The sequence below is a fragment of the Epibacterium sp. HA2-3 genome, assembly GCF_055693725.2.
This window is the reverse complement of the sequence record NZ_CM172490.1, coordinates 586,932-611,017: the sequence shown is the minus strand read 5'-3', so window position 1 is coordinate 611,017 and position 24,086 is coordinate 586,932. Positions and strand designations below refer to the sequence as shown.

The window sequence follows — 24,086 nt, the reverse complement described above, 5'->3', positions numbered from 1 at the left end:
CCGCTGGCCCATCCCGGCGTTCACTGGTGAAGCCCCGCCCTCTTGAGGTTGAGACTGCCCGACCACGCCCGCGAAAACAATGGCTCCATCAAGGCTGAAAGGTCGAATCAACGCCGGCCCTCTGCCCTTGCCCAAAACCGATCACTTCCCCATCGAGGACAATCCGCGCCCGATGACGCGATTGTTCCTGTAATTTGGGTCGAATTTGAGCTAAATTCGGCTCAAGATTAACAGAATTTTGACATGATCGAGGATCGGCGAGAAGCTCACCTCATCAAATGAACAGTTTTGCACCAGCTGCGGAACGGGGGTGGGGACTCCTGTCGCAGGGCGACCAGTGGCGATGCAGGACGATCAGTCGGGTTGTGGGGAACCGTGTCAGCAATTGCGCTCAATGTAATTGCGGCAAGCTGTGGCTTGTCGCCTGTCGCCGTGGTGCGATCGGACCGTGAAAGGCCAGCTGCGTGAGCCGTTTTGCGTTCCACTATGAAAAGCTCGCGGTGAAGGCGGGTGGGCGCAAGGTGTTTGACGACCCGCGCCGACTGCGCCTGCGCCGTCTGCGCACTGCCTTGGTGATTGCGCTCCTGATGGCCGGGACATGGGCCTACCTGTTTCTGGATGGCGCATTATCGTGGCAAACGGCTTGGCAAGAGGTGCGGGGCAGATGGACGCAACAAGAGGACGTATTGCGCCTCTCGGACGACCCGCTTCAACACCCCGAAGACCTGCGCCTTGCCTCCCTCCTGCCGGTGCGCCCTACCCGCCCCACCTGCGAAGCACCAAGCCAGCCCTTCTTTGCGGCAATGGCCAGCCCTTCTGCAGCGACCATTTTTGGACATGTGCCTTCGGATACGGATTGGGGACAGTTGTCCCTGAATGAGAGCTGCAACCAACTGGGGGTTTTGGTGCCGGACTGGCTCCGGCTCGAAGCCACTCCCGAAGGGCCCGTGGTGAAGATCGAATCCGAAGAAAGCCGCGCGCCTCTGGTGGATTACCGCAGCACATCGGGCCATGCCCCAGATCTGATGCCGGTGCTCGAAGTGGACACTGGAAGCGACAAGGCAGGTTTCTTGCGCAACCTCAGCACGCCCGAGACCGCTCAAAGCGTAACGTCTCAAGTGCTTGCGCAGCTTCGCCCCCTCTATGCCCAAGGAGCCTGCATCAGCATTCCCGGGCTTGAGACCGCTGATCTCGATGTGTTGCAGCCGTTTTTCAAAACCCTGACCTCGAGCCTGAGAAGCGAAGGCCACAGCCCCTGCCTCATCCTGAGCGGCACCTCGACGGCGTGGCAATCGCGCGAAACCACAGCGCTGTTTGACAAGGTGATCCTCAAGCTCTTTCTTGATCCCTGGGTGGGCACCGCGCCTTCGCCGCTGGCCACGGACGCCTGGTTCGAGAAAACCGCCAAGGCCGCACTTCAGGAGATTGGCAAAGACAAACTGGTGATCGCTCTTGGAACCTTCGCGGTGGAGTGGGTCTCGGGTGAGCCACTGCCCAAGGTTCTGCCCTATGCGGCGGCAATGGAGAAAATTGCAGCCGCAGGCGCCGAGCTGCGCTTCAGCGAAAAGACCTCCGGATCGCTTGCGTCTTATCGCGATCCCGAAGGGCGCCTCAACAAGATCTGGATGCAGGACGTCGCCAGCCTCATCAACCAGCTTGTCATCCTGCAGCAGCTTGAGATCCCCAATAGCGCTATCTGGTCGCTTGGCCTCGAGGATCCGGGTATCTGGAGCGTGCTGCAAAACCGTGACCTGAGCCACGACGCGCTGAGTGCAGACTTGGCTCTGGTGAAGCTCGACTCATATGTGAGCTATCGCGGCGAAGGCGCGTTGCTGCGCCTTCACCGCCGGCAGTCTCCCGGCATCCGCCAGATCGGGTTTGATACGGAAACCGGGCGTGTAGTCTCGCAGAGCTATGACCTGCTGCCGCGCCCCTACGCGCTGGAGCGCTATGGAAAACCGGCCGGCCGCAAGGTGGTTTTGACCTTCGACGATGGCCCACATCCGGTGTTCTCCGAGCAGATCCTCGACATCCTGCAGGAAACCCAGACGCCCGCGACCTTCTTTGTGACCGGCAAAAGCGTGATGAACGCGCCCGAGGTTTTGAACCGGATGATCGACGAGGGACATGAAATCGGCGCACATACGTTCTCTCACCCCCGGATGGATCAGGTCTCCAAGACCCGCGCGACGCTTGAATACGCGATGCTCGACAAGGTGGTGGCCGGGGCGGCAGGTCGGCAGTTGACCCTCTATCGTGAACCTTTCCAGCGCAGTGGCGGCCCGGTGACGGCCGATCGCGTCGCCGCGCTCGAGATTGCGTGGGATCGCGGCATGCAAGTGGTCGGCATGGATGTGGTGCCCCACGACTGGGCCGGATGGAGCGGCCGCGAGATTGCGGACTTTGCCATCGAGGAAGTCGAACGCGGTGCAGGCAACGTCATCTTGCTGCATGACGGCGGTGAGGATCGCACCGCTTCGGTCGAGGCCACGCGGCTGATCATCACCGAGCTCTCTGCCAAAGGCTATGAGTTCACCACCGTGGCCGACTTGACCGGCAGCACTCGTGCAGCCGTGATGCCCGTGACCGAGGGCGGCTATCAAACCTTTGACCATGTTTCCTTTTCTCTGGTCGCTTGGGGTCAGGACGCCATCGTGATCCTGTTCTGGCTGGCGCTCGGCATCGGGGTAGTGCGCTCTGTCGCGATCTTGTTGCTCGCCGTCCTGAATTGGCGCGGACATCGCACCATCTCGCTGACCACCCCAAAGGTGGCGGTGATCATCCCGGCCCACAACGAGGAGAAGGTCATCCGCAGCTGCATCCAGAGCGTGCGGGCAAGCGACTACAAGAACCTCGAAATCATCGTGGTCGACGATGGCTCCAGCGACAATACACTGAACGAGATCTTTGCCTTCGCGCACATGCGCGAGGTCCGCCTGATCTCGCAGCCCAACCAGGGCAAATGGAGTGCGCTGAACCGGGCGCTGATGAACACATCCGCCGAGATTGTGGTCTGTATCGATGCAGACACGCAGATCGAGAAATCCGCCATTGGGCACATGGTCAGACATTTCGACAACCCAAGGATCGGTGCCGTCGCGGGCAAGATCATCGCGGGCAACAAGGTGAACCTTCTGACCCGACTGCAGGCGCTGGAATATACCACCGCGCAGAACGTTGAACGCAAGGCCTTTGATCTGATCAACGGCATGCTGGTGGTGCCCGGCGCCCTCGGTGCATGGCGCGTGGCTGCGCTGCGCAAGGCGGGGCACTTCAGCGACGAGACGATGACCGAAGACACCGACCTCACCATCGAGGTCAACCGTGCAGGATACCGGATCGCATATGAGCCGCTCGCCCGCGGCTACACCGAGGTGCCCGAGCGCATTGGGCAGCTTTTGAAACAGCGCCTGCGCTGGTCGTTTGGCATGTTCCAAAGCGCATGGAAGCACAAAAAAGCGATGCTCGAGGGGCGCTCCGTGGGGCTAATTTCGATCCCTGACATGTTCATCTTTGGCTATCTCTTCCCACTGCTGGCGCCGATTGCGGACCTCTTTGTCGCCATCCTGCTTTACCAGATGGTCAGCGGCGGTTGGGACAGCGGGGCGGTTGGCGCGCAGAACATGCAGTATCTCCTCGCCTACCTCACCCTACCAGCGCTCGAGTTCGTGATTGCCGCCTTTGCCCTCGCACGGGACAAGGATGAGAGCATGTGGTCGCTGTTGCTGTTCCCGGTCCAGCGGGTTCTCTACCGGCCGATCCTCTATTACTCCGTGATCCGTGCGATCCTGCGGGCCATCACGGGCCGCCTGTTCAGCTGGGGTGCGCAGAAACGGCTGGGGCGTGACTACAGCCTTGCGACGAGCGGCACATGAAACGCAGATGCTTCCTCAAATCGCTCGGCGCGGGCGCGGCCCTGATCCCGATGAAATCTTTCGCCACGGATTTCATCGGTGCAGTGACACCCCAGACCTACCCGGTAATCACGGGCATTGATGCGACCACTTCGGTGCCGCATCTGATCGCGGCGCTCGACAGCTTTTGGGAGCGCAACATTCCCGTGACCTGTGTGGTGTCGCCCTTTGATGGAGAAGGGGCGCCACTGTCGCCACAGCATCCGCTGGCACGCGTCCTGTCCGGGTATCTTCTGGGCGGCAGCGGTATCGAACTTGCCCCCCTCACAGCCGATCTAGCCACCCTGTCTCAGCATTTTCAGGCCCGCAGGGCGCAAGGCGCACTCGCAGCGCTGCGCGAAATGCTGAGCCCGGTGGAACGAACGCTCGGACTCCCCATCCGAGTCCCGACCCTGGCCTGCCACGATGTGGCGCGCCCCGCCTCCCCCATGGCGGTGCGTTCGGCCGGGGTCTTCAATATTCTGAGCCTGCCAAGGGCAAGCGCCCCTATTGTCTCGCAAACCTGGGAGAATGGCGTGGCACGTCTCTTTGGGGGGCGGCTTGTGGATCTGTTTCAAACGGGCGAGGCTGCACCCGAGTTACCGGCTGCGACGCAGAACGTCGATTACCTGTCCGCAACCTCCTTTGCACAGGTGGAAGTCGATGATCTCAAGGCCCTGACCGACCGGTACGCCCAGCGCCTTGCCCAACAGGAAGTCGATGGCACGGCGTCGCTTTTGCCTGTCTCAGATCTGCAACTGCGGGATGCCTATGATTTCAAACGCTCCATCTGCGTTTATGTGCAGAGCAGCCTCAACGCTCCTGCCCCCGACGCCCCATCAGCGCTGACTCGGCTCCTTGATCGGATGAAACTGCCGTATTTGCAAAGCCCGGCGTTGGCGGGACCTTCCGCCAGTCAGTTGGCAATCTGGGTGCCGACTGAAACACCAACGCACGGAGGCGAGCCCCCGCCCCAGCCGCATCCGGTAACCCTCACCGGCGTCTCTGCAACTGGTGCCCCCCTCCTGACCACAACGCGCCCGCTTTCGGCAGGGATTGCGGTGCGACTTGATGCGGACCCTGCGTCCCACCTCGGTATCGGTGCGGATGGCGTGCTTACGCTGCCGCGCCGCGATGTGGATGCACCGATCACCCCCGAGAGCCTTCAGGCCGCATTCACGGGTCTCAACGATGTGGTTGTGGTGCTGCGCAGCGATGACTTCTCGGACGACAGCACCCTGACCGCGCTCGAACACGCGCTCACCCGCGCCAAGCGCACGTCGGTGACAGAATTCACCTCACTGGAGAAGATGACACAGGGCATGATCCCAAATGGGCCACTGCCATTGCGCTATCGACGTGTGGCCGCGACGCAGCCGGAGCTGACTTTGCGGAAGCTTCAACTCTCTGAAGAGCGGCGCGCAGAGCTGTTGGAGGATGCGCAGGTCGCATGGCGCTATCTGGAGCGATTTACCCATCCCGAAACGGGGCTTTGCCCTTCGACGGTTGACTCATCTCCCGGTGGGCGCCTGCACGAAGCAGTGACAATGTGGGATGTTGGCAGTCATATCAACGGGTTGGTGGCCGCCAAACAGATTGGCCTCATTGACAAGCAGCGCTTTGAGACTGCGATCCGAAAGATCCTGCCCAATATCGCGGGGCGCGTCTCGGATGATCGCCGCCTGCCGCAGGGGTGGATCCGCACCGACCGCACCCGCTGGGGCAACCGCAACTTTGACGCCAGTGACGCCGGGCGTTTGCTCGCCTCTCTGGACAACCTGCACAGGCACAGCGACTTTGGCGACCAGCTTCTGAAGCTTGTCGCGTCTTATGATCTCAACCAGGTCATTATCGATGGTGAAGTCCATTCCGTGACCGACGGCAAGCTGCACAGCGCCTATGTTTCGCACAGTGCGCATTACGTGGCACGCGCGTTTCGACGCTGGGGGCACGATGTCCGCTCGCCCTACGAGGTGTTCGAGGGGCGCTCGGAGCCAGATGGGCAGATGGCACTTCTGGAGGCCGTTGCAACCATTGGCCCGATCGGGGCAGAGCCGCTCTTGCTCGAAGCGCTGGAGCTCGGCATGTCGCAAGAGAGCGCCTATCTCGCGGATGTTCTGTTTTCAACGCAGCTTGAAGATTTCCGCGAGACCGGCCGTCTGATCTGCGTCTCTGAAGGCCCAATCGACACCAGCCCCTGGTTTCTCTATCAGGGTCTGCAACTTGATGCCGAGACGCGCACGTGGGCGATGGACACGGTCGGGCAAGAGCCCGAATATCGCACGCCGGAATTTCGTGATGAGTATCTCGCCGTCAGCAGCAAGGCCGCCTATCTCTGGTCGGCGTTGCAGCCCCATTCCTATTCGGATCGGCTGCGCGCATATGTGCGCGAGAACGCAAAGACGGATAACGGCTACTCCTCAAGCATCTTTGTTAGATCGGGTCGCGCCACGCGCAATTACACCGACCTCAACACCAACAGCGTGATACTTCAGGCCATTGCGCATCAGCTGACAACCTCCGGCTGACGCGCATGTCCCATTGTCGGCTCAAAAGGTGCGGCAGCCAGTGGAGGCAATCTCGCCAGGGGTCACGGGGTAGCCGGGGCGCGGGTTCAGGATCACCGATTGAATGCCCGTGATGTGGCGCATGCAGGCATCCACCGAGGCTTCATCCATGCGACGCCCACCAACATAGATGTCGATCCAGTCGTGACCTTTGTGGCCCGTGTGGCAGGGCCCATCCTGCGGCCGCGGTCCATCGCCGCACATGTCCTCGACAATGGCGTATTTCTGGAGCCGCTCAATGTAGAACCGGGTGCCGGGCTTGTAATCCATGATGCTGCGCCCGCCGGTTTTCTTGTGACCAACCGCCAAGGTGATAGGGTCGTCGTAGGTGCCAATACCACCTGCGCTGCGATGGATCACCGGGCGCGCGATGATGGCGGAGCCACGCGGGGTATTGTCCCACCAACTATATCCCGTGAGGAATACGTTCATGCTTTGTTCTTGTTCTGGGGCGATTGCGACTCGGGTCAGACCAGAGAGATCACTGTCGATATTAAACCGCGTGCTCACGCTGCTGAATTCGTTGAAGTCGGTTCGCGGATTGCCACCGCAGGCCGAAAGGAAAATCGCAAACGCGGCTGCTGTGGCAGCCTTGAGTGATACAGGTATCATGGGACCATCCTACTGAACAGAAACGCCTCGACTGCCACGACATCGCCGCCCGAAGCTCCTCTAAACCGTGGGTCAAACCCCTTTACGAACCCCTAACAAAAACCCCCACAACATTCTGAAAAGATTATATTATTTTCAAAAACATCGATTCAAATTTGAACGATTAACCGCCTCAACCTGCCGGCCGCATCAGGCGCGCAGCGGGGATTCATCTGTGGCGACACGCACAACCTCGCAACCGGCGTCTTGGCATTTGCGCATGATTTCCCGAGGAAAATCAGCCCCCGTGACCACCACGTCATAGTCCCAGATCATGTGTTTCCGGCACGGCAGAGCACGCCCGAATTTTTCTCGATCCACGACCAGAACCCGGCGCGCGGCGCAGGTTGAAATCGCCTCACGCGCGGCGATCTCATCCGTGTTGTAGTCCAAAACATCCCCGAAAAGGGAAAGACCGCCGCAACTGAAAATCGCGATGTCGACCATGTAGTCGGCAAAAAAGGCGCGACTCGCAGCACCGATAAAATCCAGATCGCGCAGCCGCACCGCCCCCCCGGCAAGCGATACCGAGACCCCGCTTGCCCCTTGCAGCGCAATCACCGCGTGAATGTTGTTGGTGGCAACAAAGAGGTCCCTATGGCTGGCGGCCAGCTGACGCGCGCAGGCCTCGACCGTGGTCCCCGTGCCCAAAGCAACACGGCTACCATCTTCTATCATCGGTTTTACCGCCATCGCGATCTGTTGCTTTTCGTTGCGCGCGACACTCATCCGCGGGGCGTAGCCGATGTTCTCCGAGGGCTGCCGAAGCCGGACCCTGCCGTGGCGACGTTGCACCAGGGCCGCCTCATCGAGTTCTCGCAAATCGGTGCGAATGGTCTGGACAGACACATTCAGCCGCGCGGCCAAATCCTGCGCGGACAACTCGTCTTGTGCGCACAACAACCGAATAATCGCATCCCGGCGCTCGTTGAGTTCCCCCCGTCGCATTCGCTTTCCTTTGAAAGTGAAAATCCGTGCGGGCGTCCTAACAAGAGCAGCGCCCTCCGGGCAAGATAATAATAGATTTGCGAAACTGTCACATGATCGTTTCAGACTCAGGGGATACGGGCGGCATCTTAACTTTCGAACGAAAGCCACACGGAGATCTCGGATGAAGCCCCTTCTGTCTGCCGCCCTTCTTGCCTTTACCGCCTCAGCCTCGATGGCCGAGACCCTGACGCTCTACACGTCGCAGCCCAACGCGGATGCGCAGATGACCGTCGATGCCTTTATGAAAGCCAACCCCGAAATCGAAGTCGAGTGGGTTCGCGATGGCACTACGAAACTGATGGCCCGCCTGATGGCAGAAATCGAGGCCGGCAACCCCCAGCCCGACGTGCTGCTGATCGCGGATACCGTAACCCTCGAAGGCATGGCGCAAAACGGCCAGCTCAAGGCGTACCAGTCCCCGGAAGCCGCGGCCTATGACCCCGCTCTTTATTCGGCGGAGGGTTATTACCACTCCACCAAGCTGATCACGACGGGCATCGTCTACAACACCGGCGCGGCGACACTGCCGACCTCCTGGGCCGATCTCGCAGATCCTGCCCTCAAGGGTCAAATCGCAATGCCCTCGCCACTCTACTCGGGTGCGGCGCTCATTCACCTTGCCACGCTTACCGGCGACAAGGATCTCGGCTGGGACTACTACGGCGACCTCGCCAGCAATGACGCCCGCGCACAGGGCGGCAACGGCGGCACGTTCAAGGCGGTTGCGTCGGGTGAAAAACCCTATGGCGTCGTGGTCGACTTTCTCGCGATCCGCAACAAGGCCGATGGCTCGCCGGTTGAATTCGTCTTCCCTGAGGAAGGCGTCTCTTATGTGACCGAGCCGGTGGCGATCCTCGAGAGCGCCAAGAACGTCGACGCGGCGCAGAAGTTTGTCGACTTCGTGCTGTCACAGCAGGGTCAGGACCTGGTGCTTGACATGGGCTACATCCCTGCCCGCAACGACATGGGGGTACCTGCCGGGTTCCCCGCACGCGAAGAGATCAAGCTGATGTCCTTTGATCCGGCGCAGGCACTCACGGATGCCGATGCCAACAAAGCCAAGTTCGCAGAGCTCTTTGCCGCGGAATGAGTTCGCTCGCCGCATATTCCAGCAGCAGCCGGTCGGAGGGCCGGCTGCTGTCGCTCATTCTGGTGCTGGCGGTTGTACTCACCCTTGCACCGGTCGTGCGCCTGTTTGTTGAGGGTCTCACCGCTGGCGATCAGTTGAATTTCGGATTCTTTGCCGAAGTCTTGCAAAAACCCGCCACGCTCTCGGCGCTCAAACATTCTCTGGTGACGGCTGGACTGGGCACTGCCCTTTCATTGCTGATCGGGGGGTGTTTTGCCTTTCTGGTCGCGCTCACCGATCTGCGCCGCAAGGGCGCGCTGGTGTTTTGCCTGATGATCCCGATGATGATCCCACCTCAGATCACCGCCCTGTCGTGGACGCAGATCATGGGGCCATCATCGGTATTTCTCAAAACTCTTGGTCTCGCACCGCCGCTCGGCGCGCCTCAGCCTCTTTATTCGCCTGCAGGGATTATTCTGCTGTTGGGCATTCAGCATACATCGATCATCTTTTTGACCCTGCGCGCCGGCCTTCGAGCGATCCCCCAGGATGTGGTCGAGGCAGCGCGGGTTTCGGGTGCGAAGGGCTTTCGCATCTGGGCGCAAGTTGTGTTGCCCCTCACCTTGCCAAGCCTTCTGGCCGGGGTCGCGATCACCTTTGTGACCGCACTTGGGAATTTTGGCATTCCCGCGATGCTCGGTATTCCCGCAGGCTATGCCACCCTACCTACGTTGATTTATCAACGACTTGCCGGCATGGGCACCACGGTTTTGGCCGAGGTTGCGGTTCTCGCCACCCTCATCGGCGTGGTTGCGATTGCAGGCATCCTGTTGCAGCGCTTCTGCCAGAGCCGACAGCGCGTGCATCTGGTCGGCGGCTCCGGGCGCGCGCTCTCAATTCCTTTGGGCAAAGCTCGTCTGCCGATCGAGATCGCCCTCTGGAGCGTCATCGCCACCATCCTCGTCCTTCCCATGGCCGGGCTTTTGGCCACATCCCTTGTGCCCGCCTACGGTGTGCCGTTGCGGCTGGATACGCTCTCTTTCGAGGGCTGGCATGAGGCGCTGTTTCGCCAACCGGTCACCCAGCGCGCCTTTGTGAACTCGTTCGGACTCTCGCTTGGGGCAGCTGCGCTCTTGATGGCGCTTTGCCTGCCGCTTGCCTGGCTGATGGAGCGTCACAAAACCCGGCTTGGTCGCGTCTTTGACAGCCTTCTGGACCTGCCCTATGCGCTGCCCGGCGTTGTACTCGCGATTGCGATGATCCTGCTGCTGATCAACCTGCCCTTCACCGACGTCACGCTCTACGGCACCATCTGGATCATCTTTCTCGCGTATCTCGCGCGGTTCTTTGCAGTGATGTTTCGCCCGGTGCAATCAAGCCTGCGTCAGCTGGACCCCGCGATGGACGAGGCCGCACAAGCGGTGGGCGCACCGCTGTGGCGTCGACTGCGTGACATCATCCTGCCGCTCTCTGCCCCTTCGGCCGCGGCTGGCGCGATCCTTGTGTTCCTGACCGCATTCAACGAGCTCACCGTATCCGCGCTTTTGTGGTCCTCGGGAACAGAGACGCTTGGCGTAGTGATCTTTAACCTCGACGACAGCGGCGAGACGGTGATGGCCTCCGCCGTCGCCATGACCATCGTCTTTGTCGTCATGATCCTGATGGCGGTGATCCAAGCCACATCCCGCCACCTGCCCAAAGGAGTTGTGCCATGGCAGAGCTGACCCTGTCCGACATCACCAAACACTTTGGCGACGCGCCTGCTTTGCGCTCCATCTCGACCACTGTGCGCGATGGAGAGTTCCTCGCCCTTCTGGGTCCTTCGGGCTGCGGGAAGTCCACGCTTCTGCGACTGCTGGCCGGATTCGAGACCCCCAGCGAGGGGCGCATTTCCATTGGAACGCGCGAGGTCGCCAATGCAGAAAGACGCCTGAACCTGCCGCCCGAAGAACGCAACATCGGCTTTGTGTTCCAGTCCTATGCGCTCTGGCCGCATATGAACGTGCGGCGCAATGTGGGCTATCCGCTGGAAATCCGCCGCCTGCCCCGGGCAGAGCAAGACGCCCGGATTGATGCGGCGCTGCAGGCGACCGCCCTTGAACCCTATGGCGCGCGGATGCCCGCGGAGCTTTCGGGTGGGCAACGGCAGCGGGTGGCGCTTGCGCGCTGTCTGGTCTCTGATCCTACGGCGGTTTTGCTGGATGAGCCGCTCGCAAATCTGGACGTGGCCTTGCGCGCGTCGATGCAACAGGTCTTTAGCGACTTTCACCAACGCACTCAGGCCACCATGGTCTATGTCACTCACGACCAGGCCGAGGCGATGGCCATGGCGGATCGCATCGCGGTCATGAACCAGGGTGAGATCGTACAGCTCGACACGCCCGAGGCCCTTTATGCCCGCCCCCGCAGCCGCTTTGTCGCCGAATTCGTGGGCGAAGGCGCTGTGGTGCCCCTGATCGGCGCGACCCATCACGACAGAGGCGCAGAGGCGACCTTGCTCGGGGCGCGCTACCCCATTGAAACCGACACTCAAACCCCGGCGCTTGCCTGCCTCAGACCTGAAAACCTGCACATTTCGGACGCCGGCAACATTCGCGCGCGGGTGGATCGGGTGACGTATCTCGGGGGACGCTACCGGCTCGAACTGACCGCCGCGAGTGGCGACAGCCTGGTGACCCAATCCGCAACCCGCTTTGCCCCCGGCGAACAAATCGGCCTGACCCTATCCGCCCCATGGGCCTTTGCCGCCTAGGAGGATCTCATGAGCACCATCACCGTTCTCTCTGGTATCGGCGATAAAGGCCCCGCCGCCATGCGCCTTGATACCGGACGCCACCGCTGGCTTCTAGATTGCGGCTTTGGCCCGGAGGCCAACGCCACCTTTGATCCCGACTGGCTGATCGGGGTCGACGCGGTCTTTGTGACCCACGACCATATCGACCACATCGGCGGCGCGGCCTACGCCGTGGAGGCGGGCTTGCCGATCTATGCCACCCGTCGCACCGCGCAAGCACTGCCACCCTCGGCACAGGTGATCGCGCTCCCTGAACAGGGAGAGACGCACCTTGACGGAATTTGCCTTACCACCGGTCGCAATGGCCATGCTCTTGGTGGCGTGTGGATGCATTTTGATCTCGGCGCGGGATTGTTCTACTCCGGCGATTGGTCTGAAGAGAGCCAATGGTTTGCTTTTGACGAGCCACCAGAAGCGGCCACTGCGATTATCGACTGCTCCTATCACCTGAGCAACGTCCCCCAAAGCCAGCGACTTCAGGACCTCGACGCGCTGATTGACGACCTTGGTGGCCAGATCCTCTTTCCGGTGCCGCCCTCTGGCCGCGCGGGCGAGCTGGCGTTGCACCTGATGCACCGCTTTGGCCCCGAAGCGGTTCTGCTCGACCCCGAATGCTGCGACAGCCTGCGCGCCGCCCTCAGGTCTGGCGGTGTCGCGCCGCGCGCGCAAGAAATTGCGCCTCTGCTGGAGCGTGGCCCGCTCGATGAGGCCCGGTTTCTGATCTGCGACACCCCAAACGCCGACGGCGGCGCCGCCTGGGCCTATGTGCGCGCGTGGCGCGAAAGTGGCCGTTTGGGGCGGGATGCTCATGTGATCTTCACAGGTCATATGACCGCCCATGCCCGCGGCATCGAGGCTGTCCAGGGCGGGTACTTTCGCCGCTGGAACGTTCATCCCCCGCTTTCGGACCAGATCGCCATGATCCGCCGCCTCGGCGCCAAGCGCTACGCACCCGCCTTCTGCACCATGCCCGAGGACTATCTGGTCGAAGAAGGTTTTGATGCGCAGGTCTTTTTACACGAAACCGTGGAGCTCTAATGGCCTCATTTCCTGCCCTGCCCGCCCGCAGCTTCTGTCTGATCCGACATGGTGAGACGACCGCAAACCGCGATGAAATCATCGCGGGGCGGCTCGATGTCGCGCTGACGGATCTGGGGCGGCAACAGGCGAGCCTGCTCAAAGAGATCTCTTTCCCGGAGCCCATCACGCTATTTTGCAGCCCGATGGATCGCGCAATCAAGACCGCATCGCTTGCATTCCCCGACACCACCGCCCAGGTGGTTCCAAACCTGCGTGAACGCGATTGGGGGGTATTTGAAGGGCGCCCCCTCTCGGAGCTGCCGCCCCGGGACAGCACCCCGCCCCAAGGCGAGGGGTGGCGCGACATGATCCTGCGGGTGCACGCCGCCATAACCTGGTGTTGCACGCAGTCTCAGGGCGCATTGCCGGTGCTGGTCTGCCATTCCGGCGTGATCCGCGCAACACGCCTTCTCGCGCAACAAACCAGCGTCGGCACACGCCCCGCCAATGCCACGCCCATCCTGTTTGAACACCACTCAGGCAAGCATATCGAACAATGGCTGGATCATTCTGGCGCCAACACTGCTCGACTGCGGTAGCTTCATTATCGTCGATGAGAGAGCGCATCAGCTGAAGACTGTTATGCGGCTAGCTGCGCGCGCAGTTCTCGGAGTTGAGGTGTAGGTATCGCAGAACTTTCAAGGCCTTAATGAAATCCGGCGGACCCACCCGTCTCTGGCCGAAGACTACCTCACCTTCAGGTCCCTTCCTCGCTGCTCCGCCGACATGGTGCGACAGCGGCTCTTTAAGGAACGTCTTCTCTATGTTTGTTCTTTGGGTGCTTGGGAACTGGCAAGCACGTAAGCGTCATCCCGACGTTATCCTGCGTTTTCCATTGCTGAGTAAGCGCTGTCGCCACCCCACGCCTGTTCAGCTTTACGGGGTGAAGTTCCAAGGTAGCAGCTCGTCGATCCTGCTGGCCGGGTGACCGGCGGCGATGGCTTCCAGGGTCGCCTTCAAATAGGCAAAGGGCGCGACGCCGTTGATCTTCGCGGTGGCTATCAGGGAGGCGATGCGGGCCCAGGTGCGGCCGCCCTCGTCGTGGCCGGCGAAGAGTGCGTTCTTTCTTGTCAGGGCGATCGGGCGGATCAGGTTTTCGACGGCGTTGGAGTCCATCTCGACGCGGCCGTCGTGGAGGAAGGTCTGCAGGCCGCCCCACTGGCGGTGGATGTAGGTCAGCTTCTCGCCGAGGCGCGACTTGGCCGAGATACGCAGACGCTGTGCCTGCAGCCAATCACCGAACTCGGCCACGAGGGGCGCGCTGCGGGCCTGACGGGCCGACAGACGTTGGCCCGGGCCCATGCCCCGGATCTCGGCCTCGATGCGGTAGAGCTCAGCGATCCGGCGCAGGCCCTCGGCGGCGATTTCCGAGCCGTCGCGGTCGAAGACCTCCTTCAGCTTGCGCCGCGCATGCGCCCAGCAGTGGGCCACCGTGATCGGCGCGCCGCCCTTGCGGGACGGGCGCGTCAGCCGGTCATAACCGGTGTAGCCGTCGAGCTGCAGGATACCGTCGAAGCCCTGAAGGATCTGTTCCGCGTGGGCGCCGGCGCGGCTGGGCTGGTAGGTGAAGACGACACCGGGCGGGTCTTCTCCGCCCCATCCGCGATCATCGCGGGCCAGGGCCCAGAGGTAGCCGGTCTTGGTTCGGCCGCGTCCGGGGTCGAGGACCGGAGCCGTGGTCTCATCCATGAACAGCTTTCCGGAGGACTTGATGTGTTCCGCCAGCCGGTCGACCACGGGGCCGAGGTGGAAGGCGGCGGTGCCTGCCCAGTCCGCCAGGGTGCTGCGGTCGACTTGGATGCCGGAGCGCGCCAGGATCTGGCCTTGGCGGTAGAACGGCAGGTGGTCCGCGAACTTCGAGACCAGCACATGAGCGATGGCGCCCTCGGTCGGCAGACCGCCCTCGATCAGCCGCGGCGCGGCGGGCGCCTGGGTGACCCCGTCCGAGCAAATGCGGCAGGCATACTTCGGCCGGATGTCGACCAGCACACGAAGCTGCGCAGGCACGATGTCCAGACGTTCGGTCCGATCCTCGCCGATCTGGTGCATGCGGCCGCAGCCGCAAGGACACTCAAGGCTCGCCGGTTCGATGACACGCTCGATGCGCGGCAGGTCCGCGGGCAGATGGCCGAGATTGCGCTGCCGTGTCGCGCGCGGGGTCTGGGTGGAGGGGGCGGCCTGCTCCCTGCGGGTCTCGACCTCGGCGACGGCGGTTTCCAGGTCTTCGAAGGCAAGCTGCCGGTCGTCATCACTCAGCTTCTCGGACCGTTTGCCATGCACGACATGGTTCAACTCGGCCACGAGATGCTCGAGCCGCCGGTTGGCTTCCTTCAGGGCGCCGTTTTCCTGCAGCACCGCCAGAACGGCGGCGCGCTGGCTCTCAGGGATCGCGGACAGGTCGATGGGCGGGGCGTCGGGCATGGCTGGATTATACCGGGCCCGGGGCGCCAATGCCCGGTTATTCAATAGGCTGAGTCACTCTGCCACAGCCGGTCGGCGCACCTCCAGAGATCGAACCCTGCGCCAGTCCAAACCGGCAAACAGGGCCTCGAACTGCGCCCGGTTCAGGGTCATTGCCCCATCGCGGATCGCGGGCCAAGTGAAGGTGTTTTCTTCCAGCCGTTTGTAGGCCATCACGAGTCCGCTGCCGTCCCAGAACAGGATCTTCAACCGGTCGGCGCGCTTCGACCGGAACACGAAGACCGTGCCCGTGAACGGATCCTCGGCAAGCGTCGACTGCACGAGCGCTGCCAGGCCGTCATGGCCTTTGCGGAAGTCCACCGGTTTTGTCGCAACCAAAATCCGGAGGCCCTGTGAGGGCATCAGCATGGCGAGGTCCCGAGCGCATGCGCGATCTCGGCGATCCGGGTCGCGGGCGTGCCGGGCGCCAGCTCGATCCTGACTTCGCCTGAGACGATCCGGATCACCTCTTTCGGTGCCGCCATGTCCGGTTCCGGCAGCACCTCCGGCACATCGCAGACTACCAGCGGGGCGAAGACCGGTTCGTCCAGCTCCGCTGCTGGCAACACCAGCTTCCCCTGCTTCGCCAACCGGCGCCAGGCCGACAGCTGGTTTGGCAAGACTCCATACCGCGCCGCCACGCCATTCACTGTCGCGCCCGGTTCGAGCGTATCCGCCACTGCCCGGGCCTTGGCTTCATCCGGCCACCGCCGGTGACCCGACGCGTAGATCTCCACGCCCAACGATTTGAGAAACGAATTTGTAGTGCACATTGCGAAACGCACTCCCCACTGTGAGATGTGCAAGATCTCGCAGTACGGGATAGGCGCTACAACGTGGGGCCGGGACAGCGCTTACATTGCTGATCCCTATGCCCGACTATACTCGGACCTAACGACCCCTCCCACCCGGGGAAAGCATCCGGCTCAGCTCACGGTCCCTGCGCTAACGGACTGGGGCACTAAACGGGGACATTCCGGTCACCGGTCGCGGTTGTCGTTCTTGCTACCATGTTCAGGAAAACACTGGCTGGGGTGGTAGGACGCCTTGCCCACCGATCCGCTTCATCGCCTTAGCCGCCCCGTCAGCAAACCTGGGGCGGTTTCTGGGGCGGTTTCTGGGGCGGTTCGGTGGCTAACGACCCGTCTCCGGGCCGCTCACCCAACATCCCAGCCGTCAACAACCCAGCCAAGAGCTGCTATCGACCCGCCAACATCCCAGCCTGCCGCTATCAACCCGCTGACGAGTGGTGACGGTGGAGACCCGGTGGTGGCGAGGGGCGGTGGGGTGGTTAATTGGTCGCTTGCAATACGTCGGTACTAACAGGGCATAGAGCGAACTCAGCGGAGAGCTTAGCTCCAAGATCTCGAATAGCTCCTTCGAGCTGAGGCTCCGCCAATTTGCATGAATAATATTCGACAAGATCTTCTAAGGCTTCCCTTTTGTTGGGAAGGCCTGTTTTGATCGTTTCAATAATTTCCAGCGAAGTACCTTTGGAGTTTCGTAAAGAAAACAGGTGCAAGGAGATGTAAACAAGGAAACATTCCGAAAGGCGTGTTCCTTTGGGAGAGCGGCGAACACGTCCAGTTCCTTCATTGATGAAGTCCTCAAGAACAATGCCCAACAGATCAAGAAAGTGGTAATCTGAAGTGCCACTCTCAAGCTTCCAAATCTCCCCACTCTCCCACATACCCCTAAGATCAGAAGCGACCAATCCTATGAGATTTGCAAGGTCATCTTCCTCAAACTCTAAACCGTCAAACCGTATTCTTGTGGTCTTCATGACCCGTGTAAGGCTAGCTGCAAGGATGATGCCGCCAAGAGGGTTAAAGTCAAATCCCGCCTCATCCCTTTCGCCACCTGTTAGCAGTGAGAGGCCCTGGTACGCGTAAAGAGCTGACAAGCTGTCTCGGTAAACTTCGATATAGGCCTGGGCTTCATTCAGGTTCTTCGTTGCTCGCACGTACTGGTCATTCTTACATTTCTTTCGGAGTTTACCAAATGTGGTCCAAATAATGGCTGAAGCGTTCCGGCCATTACCCGATCGAAACCCATAGTACCTAGTTCCTATAAGCCTGAGGGCGAAATATCTTTGATCATTGCTTTCACCCTCCAATACTGGAGCAAGGATTGCATTTAGGTGACGTTGAACAAGTTCAGACCTTTTATTGCATGCCGTGAGCAAGCTGTGAACTACTTCTACGCCGTCAAAACCTGCATGCTTTGATAAGACAATTACGCGATCGAAGATGAAGTTAATCGCTTCAATGAGATTGGACTCCGGGAGGGTTAAATACTCCAGCGATCGACCCAAAAAGTCTAAGTAGTTCTGCTGTTTGGAAATATCTTCATTCCATTTATCTCCATTATCGATTAATGTGAGTAGGGCTTGAAGGGATTTAGGGGCACTTCTGTAGGTGGCAATTTGCAGTGCTAAATGACTTACAACATCCCACTCAGCATTATACGCCTTCCCAACGATCTGGTCTGATACTAGAGAAATTACTCCTCCGGCTTCTTCTTCTATGCGTCGAGCAAAGAAGTATTCTAAAAAAGTCCTATGCGTAAATTTGAATGTACCGGGGCCAACTTCGCACATAACCCAAGCGCGTCCGGTTATAAAATCAACCAGCGCCTTTGATGCTTGAACAGACTTCGCGCGGTCTTCATACCACACCGTAAAGTACTGCCGTAGCTGTTTGGTAAGCCAGTCTTCCGAAACACCATACTCCGCCTCTGCGTCACCAAAAATTTTGGACGCAAGAAATCCGAACAAATCAAGCAAGTCAAAATCTTGGGGAAACTTGAATATTATGTCTCTTCTCTGATCCCATTTCTCAAACATAAGAAGGGAGCATTCACGATATATTTCCGGTCGGTTATTCGGAACGTCGCCTCTGGCCATGAAGATGTAAACCATCAACCCGAGCAGAAGAGGGTTTTCTCTCAAGTCATTTGCAGTCCCCTCAGTTTGACGAATGAAGTCTCTTGCTTTACTTTCTGCGGCAGATTTTGCCTCTTGGTTGATGACTCTGATAAGCTTCGACGAAAAATCTTTGACCTCTTCCCTATTGAAGCGCGCTAAGGTGTGTAGCTCAAAGTCAGGGGAAAGTGGGGCGTCTCTGTAGCCGACTATTCGAGAGGTGACTAGAACGGGGCAAGGTTCATAGGTGTGCGAGAACTGCTCAATGAGAGAGCACATTAACCGTCTAGCGCCAACTTCTAGGATTTCATCCAACCCATCAAAAATTATGATCGCCTTCCCTAGATGCAACATCTGTTGCAAAAAGCTTATCGCTAAAGAGCTATCGCTTTCACAATACTGCCTCACCTCATCTATTAGGTAATCAAAAATACTATAGGATGGGTTTGCATTCTGCCTCTTTTCGAGCGTGCGAAGAACGACCCTCATCGGTAAGCGAAGCTCACTCGCATCAAATTTTGAATAGTTCGGGTTATCTTCCTCAAGGACAATTTGATGTGACAAGTCAAAACACAGCAGCTGCGTAAGTGTTGTCTTCCCCCCTCCAGGATCACCTAAAATGATCGCCTTGTTGAAACTGCGACGAAAGGGAATAAGTCCAATTGTTCGTTTTGGCTTAGGTGTTTCATCTCGATGTGGGGCCGGAAGATCGTTAGCGCTGGAAATGGCAGACAGTCTTGCTGGTATGACCACTTTTTTTAAGGCAACTTTCCTTGTTCCCTTGGTAGTTTCCACATTAATATTCTTGTTTGCGTTCTCCACCCCTTTAGCTACTTTCAATCTTATCTTATTAAATTCATCAAACGGCAGCGCAACCTTTGGCTTACCAAGACGAAAGCTTGCTGCGAGCGCGTCAATTCTTGAAACCAACTCCTGCGTTTGCGCTTGAGTGGCGCCAAGTAAAATTTTATCCGATTCCCCCTGGTGCAGGCGAGCCTCAATGGCTGCCGAGATCGATGCGAATATCTCCTCTTTTCCGAAGGGCAGAGGGGCGTGACTGTCGTAAATAATTCCAAATGCTGAGAGCGCGTTATTGGTGTCTGCGCCGACTAGAAGGAACTGCTTTATGGCATCGGGAACCGCACTTCGCTCCACGTCATACAAAAAATCATGGATTTTCTGGGTATTTTGCCCGTGATCATTGGCAAGCACTCGCAGTACATCGCCCACCGCGCGAGCGGCCTCTTCACTGCCTGAACTTTTTTTTGATGAGCCTCTTTTCAAGGCGGAGTTTATATCACCCCTGCGTGATAGCGCGTCCGCCAACCCCTTTATCGGCCTTCTTACATTGCCATAAACGATGTTCGCGATCACCCCAGTGAAAATGCTCTCTCCAATAGTCAAAGTTAAAGTCCTATTTTACTTAGGTTGATAGGCAGCTCAAGGCACCTTCAATGATCACACAATTTGCGCCAATGAAGTTTACCACCGAGCAATGCCGTGACAAAAGTACACTCAACTCAGCCGCGTCAAGTGTTCTCTTTGACACGGTAGAGGATCTGACCTTGGCAAGGGGCTTTGTCCGCAGGTGTGCCGAATGCTCCAATCAAAGAACTGAGGCCTCCTCCGTATCTAAATCGATAGCAACTACGGAGGTTTATCATGCTGTCTCAAATTCTTGCTAAGTACCTGCTAGCATCCAAGCCGATAAAGGCCAGACGGTCCAGCAGCGGTGAAATCGTCATCGGCAAGATCATCATCGTCCTGTTCGCCAGGATCGACTGATGGGCGAGTATCACCCCGACGACATAGTGGTCATCCGCGCGTCTGAAGACTGGCCGGAGCATCTGTTCCGGATCACAGAAGTCTTTGACGACTGCGTGGGCGGCTATTCACTGAACGGACCACTGGAAGGCGAATACGGCGAGCCGGACTTCGACCTGATCCTGAGGGTCCACTCCAAGGCTGAATAGGCCAATCCCCAAAACTCAAAACAAGAAGGAGGAGACGCAATGTCTGCTCAGATCAAGTATGCGTACTTGAAAGGTCACACGTGGCTCTATCGACGCCATTACCCGAAAGACGTGGCTCTGGCTCTTGGCCAGCAAGCCCTAAAACAATCTCTGAAGACGAAAGATGCCGCTACCGCCCGCGTCCGGGCAGCTGAATTGAACGCTCGCTATGAAACGCAGGTGGCAGAAGTTCGGTCACTAGCAGAAGAAGCACTGAGCGCCCCAAGGAGCAACGGAACCGCCCCGACATGGGCAGCTAATCCGGAAGGCGCTCTCGACCGCCTGCGGGCCTCTCTGGTGGACTCTGGCACTGTTCTTGACCGGCCTGACTTCAACCGGTTGACCGCGAAGAAGAAGATCCTGATCGGTGACCGCGCTGACCTGTATCTGAGGCACCGGAGCAGCCAGCTTCGCCATGGCGGGTTCAAGTCGGTGCGCTATTCGGTGGAACTGTTCGCTAGCCGGTATGGTGAGCGGTCGCTATGCAGCCTTGGGCGGGACGACGGTAGGGAGTTTCTTGGGACAATCGCCAAGTTGTCCCCGCTTGTTGGCAAGTCGGCTTCAACGAGAGGGTTGGGCCTAGACGGTCTGTTGTCTTTCTCGGAAAACTGCGCGGCCAAGATTACCGTGCGGACCCAGAAGCGTATCTGGTCGCAGGTGAACCACTTCCTCGACTGGTGCGTCTACGAGGGCGCTCTGGAAGCCAATCCGTTTAAGTCCGTGCTGTTTGAGCAGAAGGTTCGACCCAAGCCCTATGCGGTACTGATGGACGAAGAGGTGCGGCGTCTGCTGGCTGACCGGAATGTCGATCTGCATCCGGTGTTTCTGACCTGCTTGTTGTCGGGGATGCGTGCTGGAGAGGCGGCTGGCCTGCTTCGGGAAGATCTGGTGTCGAAGGGCAATCTAGGAACCTTTGCTTGGGTCAGACCAAATGAGCTGCGTTTGCTGAAGACCGACGCTGCGGAACGGCTGGTTCCGGTTCACCCGGTGCTAGAGGAACTGTTCTCGGGCTTGCCTGACTTCGGCCCGCTTTTCCCTGACCTGAATGTCAACCAGATCACCAAGGCTTTTGCTAAGGCCCGGCGGCGGCTGAAGCTGGAGCGTCCAGGGCTGGTGTTTCATTCGACTCGGAAGTGGTTCATCACCCAGTGCGAGCGTACCGGTGTCCCGGAGCATTTCACGGCATCCGTGGTTGGTCATAAGTCGGCTCGATCGGAGAACGGGATCACCTACGGCATCTACTCCGCAGGCATCAGTGACGAACAGAAGCGGTCTATCATCGACCAGATAGGGTTGCCGGGATGAGACCACCCAACATTGAGGAGTTCGAGGAGAGGGCCGCTATCGCTGAATACGATGGCGGTCTTTCTCGTAGGGCGGCTGAAGATCTGGCGGCTCGGTCTCAGGGCTTCGCTGACGCTGAAGACTACTGGCGTTGGCTGGCGGAGTACGTCCTGACCCGCAGGATACCATAGTTGACCCCCGGCTGGCTTCGTGCTAGCCGGGGTCAACACTTTGCTTTTTTTCGGGAAGATTCCTCCGAAAGCATGGGCATGCTAGATACTCCGATGCATGCAAGGTACCTACTAGCTTTGGACTGCCGGAGACTGGGTTTTCCCGGCCCTATCAAGATGACGGACTGGCGGCTCAAGGGGCTTCTCTTCGGCATTTCCAGTTCATAAGGCTACGCCTGTGTCAAAAATCCCTGAACCCTCGAATGACCCACAAGGCGGCCCACCCGAGTAAGAAAAGTAAGGTAGGAGGAACGGCGGCCTTCAAGAGGAACAGCGATAATGAGGGAAAAAATATGCTTCCGGCTGTCCGATTGGCCCAAGCCTTGACGACCATTTCGCTGGTAAGAGCTGCCACTCTGCGCCCTTGATCGCCGAGGTCTGTGATCATCTTACTCATTTGTTCCGGCGTGAAGTGATCATGATGAACCTGATAGCTTCTACTTCTAATCAACTCCTCATCAACCCTTCCCCGATAAGCCAGTTCATTCAAAATGGTGCTTTCGCTCTTCCACAGCAGACCGCCGACGCGGGCGAAATCGTCGAGGTGCGCGAAGAGTGAAAACGCGGCCCAGATCACCGAGAGTACAATCCATATTCGAATAAGACCTCGTTTGTGGTTCAAAGTAGCGATGGGCGTTTTCACTTCCTTGGTCAATTTCTAAGCTCTTCTCGCTAGCTTCAATATGCTCGATCACGGAGGTTAGCGCCTTGAAAGTCAACAAAAAACTGCAAGCAGTGCATCATAGGTGCAATTTCCCACCACCACCACTAGGCTGGGATGATCGAAGGCGGATTGATAGCGGTTCTTGGTTGGGGTTTTGGCTCTGGGACGAGACAGCGGCTCGGCAGTGGCCAGCTAGTTGGGAGAACCTATTCCTTAAGGATCAGGCACGGTCACCGAGCAGACGAGCAGACGTTGGCGCACCTCTAGGTGTTTACTCTTCTGGTTGACCTTTATCCTCTGCGGTGAAGTAGCGGTATCCAGCGTATGCCAATACACCGCCAAGAACAGGTGCTGCAGCAGTAAGCGCCAAACCGGATGCCATTCCTCCCCCAACGAGAGCGCCGACCGTTGCTAGGCCAGACGTTATGCCTGTTGCCCCCAATCCGGTTACCGCCCCCAGTTGAGAGATCCCCGTTATGGCCGCGCCACCACCAACAATTGCGCCAGACGCCGTTACCAGTTCCTTGTTGTCCTTGTTCATAAACAACCCCTTTCAATGCAGTGGCAGGTTAGTCCGATAACGGTTAAACGCAAAGAGTTTCTCACGCCCGCCCTCTTACCCCACACCGGCCTACGCCACCACTGGGTCTCCACCGTCACCCCTCGTCAGCGGGTCGATAGCGATAGGCTGGGATGTTGGCGGACTGGTTGCGGCAGGTTGGTTGGGAAGTTGCGGCTGGGATGTGACAGCGGGTTGCTAGCGGCTCGGCGACGGGTCGTTAGCTACCGAACCGCCCCAGGCTTCACTACGTTTCGCCCCGGGAACGGCCCCAGATTTGCTATCGGTCCGGCTAAGGTGATGAAGAGACTCGGCAGGCAAGGCGTCCTACCACCCCAGCCATCGGCCTTTCCGCAAACAGAAAAAGACGTTGTCGGTTCCGAAAGAGCAGGATTGCCCCCGTTTTCGGCCCCAGTGGTTTGCGGGTAAGTTGGCGTATCGGGTTAGCTGTTTGCTGTGATCGGTTCTGCCCCACCCCCTGACACCCGCTATCACCTTTTGCGGGTATGACGGGTGTGCCCCTCCCTAGCTGCGGGAGAGGCGTTGGCTTGGATTCGGTCAAATCAGTGCATAGCCACGGTTATAGCTGGCGATAGTCCACCCCGTTAGCCTGCCGATCCCACTCATCCATCAGATTGTCCCGCCGGTCTCCGATGATCAGATGACGCGGGTTCACACAGCACCTCTTATGGCACCGATGTCTGATGACCTGATCGCGGGTGGCGACAAGCCGGTTGACGGTGTTCGCACCTTATGACAGAAATCCCGCTTACGATGGTGCGGACCGCGTTCTGGTGACGCCGATTGCAGCACAGTGGGGAGCGCATATTGCGACGTTCCTTTCACTCAGCTTCGGTCGTCGCCATAGGTGGGAAACATCCAACGTCTACATTCAGAGAAAACTAAGGTC

General features: G+C 59.0%; 19 protein-coding genes. 10 read left to right on the top strand and 9 right to left on the bottom strand.

The genetic code is table 11. The features are described from left to right. Positions 1 to 464 precede the first annotated feature (464 nt). Both ACZ1HH_RS02870 and ACZ1HH_RS02865 read left to right on the top strand, forming a co-directional pair. The gene (locus tag ACZ1HH_RS02870) at positions 465 to 3,875 is read left to right on the top strand and encodes a trifunctional glycoside hydrolase family 18/polysaccharide deacetylase/glycosyltransferase family 2 protein (RefSeq protein WP_472637265.1); all 3,411 of its coding nucleotides are present in this window, start codon (positions 465 to 467) and stop codon (positions 3,873 to 3,875) included. Further along, positions 3,872 to 6,421: a DUF3131 domain-containing protein gene (locus tag ACZ1HH_RS02865; RefSeq protein WP_472637264.1), complete on the top strand. Its 2,550-nt coding sequence runs from the start codon at positions 3,872 to 3,874 to the stop codon at positions 6,419 to 6,421. Before ACZ1HH_RS02870 ends, ACZ1HH_RS02865 begins: the two co-directional genes overlap by 4 nt. A gap of 21 nt (positions 6,422 to 6,442) precedes the next feature. On the opposite strand, the gene ACZ1HH_RS02860 is transcribed toward ACZ1HH_RS02865, so the two are convergent. Together ACZ1HH_RS02860 and ACZ1HH_RS02855 are read right to left on the bottom strand one after the other, a co-directional pair. Beyond that, the gene (locus ACZ1HH_RS02860; RefSeq protein ID WP_472637263.1) at positions 6,443 to 7,072 is read right to left on the bottom strand and encodes a hypothetical protein; all 630 of its coding nucleotides are present in this window, start codon (positions 7,070 to 7,072) and stop codon (positions 6,443 to 6,445) included. Positions 7,073 to 7,261: 189 nt separating this feature from the next. After that, positions 7,262 to 8,059: a DeoR/GlpR family DNA-binding transcription regulator gene (locus ACZ1HH_RS02855; protein WP_487320368.1), complete on the bottom strand. Its 798-nt coding sequence runs from the start codon at positions 8,057 to 8,059 to the stop codon at positions 7,262 to 7,264. Between the two features lie 163 nt (positions 8,060 to 8,222). Between ACZ1HH_RS02855 and ACZ1HH_RS02850 the strand changes: the two genes are divergently transcribed. From ACZ1HH_RS02850 to ACZ1HH_RS02830, 5 genes are read left to right on the top strand one after another with little or no spacing between them, the layout of a single operon-like run. After that, complete coding sequence (locus ACZ1HH_RS02850; protein ID WP_472637262.1) at positions 8,223 to 9,191, top strand: ABC transporter substrate-binding protein; 969 nt, start codon at positions 8,223 to 8,225, stop codon at positions 9,189 to 9,191. Further along, positions 9,188 to 10,894 (top strand): ABC transporter permease, encoded by a 1,707-nt coding sequence (locus ACZ1HH_RS02845; protein ID WP_472637261.1) that lies wholly within the window; start codon positions 9,188 to 9,190, stop codon positions 10,892 to 10,894. The genes ACZ1HH_RS02850 and ACZ1HH_RS02845 overlap by 4 nt, the downstream gene beginning before the upstream one ends. Next, a complete protein-coding gene (locus ACZ1HH_RS02840; protein WP_472637260.1) occupies positions 10,882 to 11,922 on the top strand; it encodes an ABC transporter ATP-binding protein in 1,041 nt (346 codons plus the stop codon). Before ACZ1HH_RS02845 ends, ACZ1HH_RS02840 begins: the two co-directional genes overlap by 13 nt. A gap of 9 nt (positions 11,923 to 11,931) precedes the next feature. Beyond that, complete coding sequence (locus tag ACZ1HH_RS02835) at positions 11,932 to 13,002, top strand: MBL fold metallo-hydrolase (protein WP_472637259.1); 1,071 nt, start codon at positions 11,932 to 11,934, stop codon at positions 13,000 to 13,002. Further along, complete coding sequence (locus tag ACZ1HH_RS02830; protein ID WP_487320367.1) at positions 13,002 to 13,583, top strand: histidine phosphatase family protein; 582 nt, start codon at positions 13,002 to 13,004, stop codon at positions 13,581 to 13,583. Before ACZ1HH_RS02835 ends, ACZ1HH_RS02830 begins: the two co-directional genes overlap by 1 nt. Positions 13,584 to 13,920: 337 nt before the next feature. Here ACZ1HH_RS02830 and tnpC read toward each other — a convergent pair whose 3' ends face one another. From tnpC to ACZ1HH_RS02810, 4 genes are all read right to left on the bottom strand, one after another. Further along, positions 13,921 to 15,465 (bottom strand): IS66 family transposase, encoded by a 1,545-nt coding sequence (gene tnpC, locus ACZ1HH_RS02825; RefSeq protein WP_168610441.1) that lies wholly within the window; start codon positions 15,463 to 15,465, stop codon positions 13,921 to 13,923. 54 nt (positions 15,466 to 15,519) lie between these two features. Next, positions 15,520 to 15,873 carry an IS66 family insertion sequence element accessory protein TnpB gene (gene tnpB / locus ACZ1HH_RS02820; RefSeq protein ID WP_168595277.1) on the bottom strand — a complete coding sequence of 118 codons (354 nt, stop codon included), beginning with the start codon at positions 15,871 to 15,873 and terminating at the stop codon, positions 15,520 to 15,522. Beyond that, positions 15,867 to 16,277, bottom strand: coding sequence for an IS66-like element accessory protein TnpA (tnpA, locus tag ACZ1HH_RS02815; RefSeq protein WP_472635111.1), 411 nt, complete (start codon positions 16,275 to 16,277; stop codon positions 15,867 to 15,869). The genes tnpB and tnpA overlap by 7 nt, the downstream gene beginning before the upstream one ends. Positions 16,278 to 16,795: 518 nt before the next feature. Further along, on the bottom strand, positions 16,796 to 19,831 hold the full coding sequence (locus ACZ1HH_RS02810) for an NACHT domain-containing protein (RefSeq protein ID WP_487320366.1): 3,036 nt from the start codon (positions 19,829 to 19,831) through the stop codon (positions 16,796 to 16,798). 258 nt (positions 19,832 to 20,089) lie between these two features. Between ACZ1HH_RS02810 and ACZ1HH_RS02805 the strand changes: the two genes are divergently transcribed. From ACZ1HH_RS02805 to ACZ1HH_RS02795, 3 genes are read left to right on the top strand one after another with little or no spacing between them, the layout of a single operon-like run. Next, positions 20,090 to 20,212 carry a hypothetical protein gene (locus ACZ1HH_RS02805; protein WP_472637256.1) on the top strand — a complete coding sequence of 41 codons (123 nt, stop codon included), beginning with the start codon at positions 20,090 to 20,092 and terminating at the stop codon, positions 20,210 to 20,212. Further along, positions 20,212 to 20,400: a hypothetical protein gene (locus ACZ1HH_RS02800; RefSeq protein WP_472637255.1), complete on the top strand. Its 189-nt coding sequence runs from the start codon at positions 20,212 to 20,214 to the stop codon at positions 20,398 to 20,400. Before ACZ1HH_RS02805 ends, ACZ1HH_RS02800 begins: the two co-directional genes overlap by 1 nt. Before the next feature lie 39 nt (positions 20,401 to 20,439). Further along, positions 20,440 to 21,744 carry a DUF6538 domain-containing protein gene (locus ACZ1HH_RS02795; RefSeq protein WP_472637254.1) on the top strand — a complete coding sequence of 435 codons (1,305 nt, stop codon included), beginning with the start codon at positions 20,440 to 20,442 and terminating at the stop codon, positions 21,742 to 21,744. A 390-nt stretch (positions 21,745 to 22,134) separates the two neighbouring features. On the opposite strand, the gene ACZ1HH_RS02790 is transcribed toward ACZ1HH_RS02795, so the two are convergent. The 3 genes from ACZ1HH_RS02790 to ACZ1HH_RS02780 all read right to left on the bottom strand — a co-directional run bounded on the left by ACZ1HH_RS02790 (position 22,135) and on the right by ACZ1HH_RS02780 (position 23,882). Further along, the gene (locus ACZ1HH_RS02790; protein WP_472637253.1) at positions 22,135 to 22,608 is read right to left on the bottom strand and encodes a hypothetical protein; all 474 of its coding nucleotides are present in this window, start codon (positions 22,606 to 22,608) and stop codon (positions 22,135 to 22,137) included. Between the two features lie 280 nt (positions 22,609 to 22,888). Beyond that, on the bottom strand, positions 22,889 to 23,158 hold the full coding sequence (locus tag ACZ1HH_RS02785) for a hypothetical protein (RefSeq protein WP_472637252.1): 270 nt from the start codon (positions 23,156 to 23,158) through the stop codon (positions 22,889 to 22,891). A gap of 598 nt (positions 23,159 to 23,756) precedes the next feature. Further along, positions 23,757 to 23,882 (bottom strand): hypothetical protein, encoded by a 126-nt coding sequence (locus ACZ1HH_RS02780; protein ID WP_472637344.1) that lies wholly within the window; start codon positions 23,880 to 23,882, stop codon positions 23,757 to 23,759. Positions 23,883 to 24,086: the final 204 nt, after the last annotated feature.

Excerpts from the sequence above, each read along its gene's own strand:
- ACZ1HH_RS02865 (WP_472637264.1), top strand. The coding sequence starts at position 3,872 with ATGAAACGCAGATGCTTCCTCAAATCGCTCGGCGCGGGCGCGGCCCTG.
- ACZ1HH_RS02860 (WP_472637263.1), bottom strand. The coding sequence starts at position 7,072 with ATGATACCTGTATCACTCAAGGCTGCCACAGCAGCCGCGTTTGCGATT.
- ACZ1HH_RS02855 (WP_487320368.1), bottom strand. The coding sequence starts at position 8,059 with ATGCGACGGGGGGAACTCAACGAGCGCCGGGATGCGATTATTCGGTTG.
- ACZ1HH_RS02850 (WP_472637262.1), top strand. The coding sequence starts at position 8,223 with ATGAAGCCCCTTCTGTCTGCCGCCCTTCTTGCCTTTACCGCCTCAGCC.
- ACZ1HH_RS02845 (WP_472637261.1), top strand. The coding sequence starts at position 9,188 with ATGAGTTCGCTCGCCGCATATTCCAGCAGCAGCCGGTCGGAGGGCCGG.
- ACZ1HH_RS02840 (WP_472637260.1), top strand. The coding sequence starts at position 10,882 with ATGGCAGAGCTGACCCTGTCCGACATCACCAAACACTTTGGCGACGCG.
- ACZ1HH_RS02835 (WP_472637259.1), top strand. The coding sequence starts at position 11,932 with ATGAGCACCATCACCGTTCTCTCTGGTATCGGCGATAAAGGCCCCGCC.
- ACZ1HH_RS02830 (WP_487320367.1), top strand. The coding sequence starts at position 13,002 with ATGGCCTCATTTCCTGCCCTGCCCGCCCGCAGCTTCTGTCTGATCCGA.
- tnpC (WP_168610441.1), bottom strand. The coding sequence starts at position 15,465 with ATGCCCGACGCCCCGCCCATCGACCTGTCCGCGATCCCTGAGAGCCAG.
- tnpB (WP_168595277.1), bottom strand. The coding sequence starts at position 15,873 with ATGCTGATGCCCTCACAGGGCCTCCGGATTTTGGTTGCGACAAAACCG.
- tnpA (WP_472635111.1), bottom strand. The coding sequence starts at position 16,277 with ATGTGCACTACAAATTCGTTTCTCAAATCGTTGGGCGTGGAGATCTAC.
- ACZ1HH_RS02805 (WP_472637256.1), top strand. The coding sequence starts at position 20,090 with ATGCTGTCTCAAATTCTTGCTAAGTACCTGCTAGCATCCAAGCCGATA.
- ACZ1HH_RS02800 (WP_472637255.1), top strand. The coding sequence starts at position 20,212 with ATGGGCGAGTATCACCCCGACGACATAGTGGTCATCCGCGCGTCTGAA.
- ACZ1HH_RS02795 (WP_472637254.1), top strand. The coding sequence starts at position 20,440 with ATGTCTGCTCAGATCAAGTATGCGTACTTGAAAGGTCACACGTGGCTC.
- ACZ1HH_RS02785 (WP_472637252.1), bottom strand. The coding sequence starts at position 23,158 with ATGAACAAGGACAACAAGGAACTGGTAACGGCGTCTGGCGCAATTGTT.